The organism is Microcoleus sp., from assembly GCF_049646505.1.
Lineage (GTDB): Bacteria > Cyanobacteriota > Cyanobacteriia > Cyanobacteriales > Microcoleaceae > Microcoleus.
In genome coordinates this window covers 1-4,429 of sequence record NZ_JBARVX010000430.1, presented here as the reverse complement: position 1 = coordinate 4,429, position 4,429 = coordinate 1, and the positions used below count along the sequence as shown (strand labels likewise).

Annotated in this window: 2 protein-coding genes; both read left to right on the top strand. The window is 51.7% G+C overall.

Features of this window, described 5'->3' with window-relative positions; translation table 11 throughout:
* Positions 1-1,194: efflux transporter periplasmic adaptor subunit (locus WBA89_RS21155; RefSeq protein WP_424409225.1), on the top strand; the 1,194-nt coding region annotated here is incomplete at its 5' end.
* Between the two features lie 2 nt (positions 1,195-1,196).
* Positions 1,197-4,429: efflux RND transporter permease subunit (locus WBA89_RS21150; protein ID WP_424409223.1), on the top strand; the 3,233-nt coding region annotated here is incomplete at its 3' end.

Here is a 4,429-nt window from a genome sequence, read left to right as displayed (position 1 = left end):
ACGTACATTGCGAATCGGGATGGACGCAGACTCCGCGAAGGCGATCCCGTCACGAAGGGCGAACTGCTTGCCCGTGTGGACGATCGCAACTTAGTCGCAGATGTGCGTCAAGCCGAAGCTGCTGTTTCCGAAGCACAGCAACAGCAAGCGGCGGCGAACGCAGACATTGCAGGAGTTCAGGCACAAGTCGCGCAAGCCCGCACTCAGGTACAGGAAGCGCAAGCGCGACTGCGAAATGCACAATCCGGTCGCAAGCTCGCAGCAACGAATGTCGATCGCTACAGCTATTTGGTCAATGAAGGGGCTGCCCCTCAAATAGAGCTTGACCAACGCCGAAACACTTTGACTGAAGCTGAAACCCAGATTCAAACGGCGCGTGCAGGGATAGAATCGGCACAGCAACAGGTGTTATCGGCACAGGCACAGGTGAGCGCGGCACGAAAACAGGCGCAGGCAAAGCAATCTAGCATTAAGACCGCCCGAGCCCGCCTTTCGCAAACCAAAGTTGCCCTTGAAAAAGCCAGCATTGTGGCTCCTTTCGATGGCATTGTTGCCTACCTCAACATCTCAGAAGGAGAATATTTTACGCCGCAATCGGTCAGTTCTCAACTGGGAGGCGACTATCAGGGTATCTTAGAGCGGATTCCAATGGTGATCATCGATCCGAACCGCTACGAAGTGCAGGTTGAGTTGCCGGGGACGAATGGCGAACGAGTACGATCGGGGCAAGAGGCTCTCGTGGCTTCAAAATCCGCCCTGGCGACGGCTTCACCCCAAACTAGCGGTAGCGAAGCGCTAACGGCGAATGCCCGCGCCAAGGGTGAAGTCTTTGCAGTAAATCCGGCAATTAGTCCGGGCGGACGCGCGATCGAAGCCAAAATTAGGCTGAATCCGACGACAACCAATGCTGTACGGCACGGCGAACAGGTCTTAACGTGGATTGCGATCGCAGAAAACGCTGATGCTGTTGTTGTTCCCCTGAATGCGGTCGTGCGGCGCGATCGGGTTCCCTACGTGTTTGTTGTCGCTCAAAAGGGGGTGGTCGAACAGCGACAGGTCGAGCTAGGCATTACCGGAATTGCTGAGCAAGAAATTAAAGAAGGGGTTGCAGCCGGAGATTTGGTAGTCACTGAGGGACAAAATCGCCTCGTTAACGGCGCGTCAGTTCAGGTCGTTGAAGGGAATCAAAAGTAGTCATGAGCGAACTCAAACCTTTATCAGAGGTCGATCGCGCTGACCCAAACGGTCATCAGCCTCAGAGCGATCCTCAACCTCCCACCTCCAAGAAGCCTTCCGGTCTGGCTCAATTTTTTATTCTCAACACGATTTTTGCCATCCTACTCAGTCTGCTGATGGTGGTCGGTGGCGGGTTAGGCTATTTCTCCATGACGAAGCAGTCCAACCCTGATATCGATATCGCGGTTGCCAGCGTGACGACGACCTGGGGCGGTGCCGATCCTCAAACGATCGAGCAACAGGTCACTAGCAAAATAGAAACCGAAATCACTTCGGTCGAAAACGTCAGCAAAATTCAGAGTGCTTCCTATACGGGCTACTCTGTCATCAGTGTGGAGTTCAACTCACAAGCCGATCCGGACAAGGCAGTCCAAGAGTTGCGCCAAGCCGTTTCTCAAGCAGAATCGAAGCTCCCCGCGAACGCTGAACAGCCCGTGGTCAGGCAGTCTTCGGTGAATGATGCCCCAATTCTGACGCTGGCGCTGTTCGGCAACATCGACCCGACGGTAATTTCTCAAGCTGCTAAAGGGATTCAAGACCGTTTAGAACGAGTGGCAGGAGTGAGCGAAGTGAATCTGGGCGGTGCTCGTGAAGAGGTAGTCAGTATTCAGATGGACCCGTTTCGCTTGGCGAATCTGGGCATTTCACCCGCCACGGTTGCGACTGAAATTCGCAATGCGAATCGAGATGTACCCTTAGCCGCGATCGAAAGTGATGCGATCGGGTCGCAAGTGCGCTTTTACGGTCGATTTCGGGAACTCAAAGATTTACGAGAACTCCCCATCACGCGGCTAGAAGGACGAGTGGTACGCCTCGAAGAACTTGCCACGGTCAACCGAGAACTAGAGCAAGAACAAACCCGCGCCTTCATCAGCACAGAGGGCAAAGACTATCAGCCTGTTGTTAGCGTCGGCATCAAAAAAGTGCCGGGACAGGATTCGATCGAGGTAATCGATCGCGTTCTCGCTGCAATGGAGCAAATTAAGAAAGATCCCAATGCTTGGGTGAGCGGATTAGAGTACAGCATTATCGCTAACGAAGCAGACATTATTTGGGAACAGTTGGGCAATTTGTTTACCAATGCGTTGCAGTCAATGGCAGCAGTGTTTGCCATTCTATTCGTCGCTCTGTCCTGGCGTGAAGCTTTGATTGCTGGACTTTCGATTCCCTTGACGTTTTTAGGAACACTGGCAGTCCTGTGGCTAACCGGACAAACGCTCAACAACATGGTACTCATCGGCATGGTGCTGGCATTGGGCATTCTAGTTGATGTGTTCATCCTGATGATGGAAGGAATGCACGAGTTCATCTTTGCTCAAGGTTTGAGCTTTAATCAAGCCGCTTTGAAGACCGTCAAAACCTATGCGCCTGCTGCTTTTTCGGGACAGCTAACTACAATTTTGGCATTGTTCCCTCTCTTAACCATTAGCGGTACGTTAGGCAAGTTTATTCAACTGCTGCCCTATACAGCAATTATTTGCTTGATATTGAGTTTTACGATCGCGATTCTAATTGATGTTCCCCTCTCTCGCTATCTGTTGGGCAATGTCAAAGGCGTTGAAAAGAAATCTCGCGTCGATCGCATGAGCGAAGTCGCTTCCGATCGCTGGGCGCGCTGGAGCATCAATCACACCGTTAAAAATAAAAAGGTTGCCTGGGCATGGGTGATTGGTACGATCGTTATCTTCTTCTGCGTCATGTCAACGTTCAGCCGTATTCCCATTGAATTCTTTCCCCAAAGCGACCAACGCAACTTTAGCGTCAACGTCGAACTTCCGCCTACAACTACCCTGGACGTATCTCAACGGGTTGCCGATGACTTAGGGAAAACGCTGCGGGAAAAACAGAACATTGACAGCGTAATCAAGTATGTGGGGCAACGCAGTAATTTAGTCGCTTCTGGCGAACTACAGCCGGGTGAAGGTAGCTACTTGCTAGGGTTTTCAGGCATCCTCGTTCCTAGAGACAAACGCGACATGATTTCGTTTGAATATCTGGATACACTCCGTAATGAGCTACAAACCGCGATCCGCCAATATCCCGGTGCAACGCTGGTTCTTAATGCTCAACAATCGGGGCAAAGTGGCGACCCGATTCAGATCGAGATTACGGGTAGCGATCTAGATGAACTCCGGCAAGTCTCCCAAGAAGTGCAGATGGCACTCAGGCAAGTTGCGGGTACAACCGACGTGCGCGATAACTTAGGCGCTTTGGAACAGGATCTCAGGCTGATTCCCAAACGTGAGGCGCTTTCGTTCTACAACCTGAGTGAAGACGAACTGGCATCGCAGGCACAGTATTACACCCGATCGATCGATGTGGGAGACTATGCGATCGGCGGCAATCAAGAAGACCTGGAAATCCGTCTCAGTACCGCTTGGGCATCTCGAAACGGCAGAGTAGGTGGTCCCACCCGCCGCGATGAACTGCTTGCAGTCCGATTCTTTACCAACAACTCGGATCGGAAAGTGATTCCAGCCGGGGCGGTTGTAGATACAGTTCAGGCAGAAGCACCGCTTTTAGTCACTCGACGCGGCGGACAACGGACAGCAACCGTGCTGGCGAAGAACGAAAATCGCACTGTAGGTGAGATTCTGGCAGATTTGGAACCGAAGCTACAAGAAATGAAGCGATCGTGGTCACAGGGCTATAACTACAGCTTTGGGGGCGAAACCGCAGATCAAGCAGAAACCTTCGGTTCAGCCGGTCAAGCGTTGGGAATTGCTGTTTTCTTAGTCTTTGCAGTGCTGGTATTGCAATTAGGCTCATTTCGACAGCCGTTTATCATTCTACTGGCAATTCCATTTGCTCTCATTGGCACCGTTGGCGGCTTCTTTCTTGTGGGCATTCCGTTTTCGTTTACTGCTTTTATCGGCGTGATTGCGCTGGTTGGCATTGTGGTAAATGATGCGATCGTCATGGTTGATACGATGAATAGCTATCAGCAAGACGGGATGAAGGTCAAACAAGCAGCCGCACGAGGCGCTGCCGATCGTCTCCGTCCGGTTCTTACAACTAGCATCACTACCATCATTGGATTGATTCCGCTTGCGTTCAGCGATCCAACCTGGATGCCGTTGTGTGGTGCCATTATCTTCGGCTTGCTTGCCGCCACGCTGATTGCGTTGGTGGTTATTCCTTGCCTGTATCTTCTGTTCACACCCAAAACTGAAAACTTAGATTCAGAGTTGAC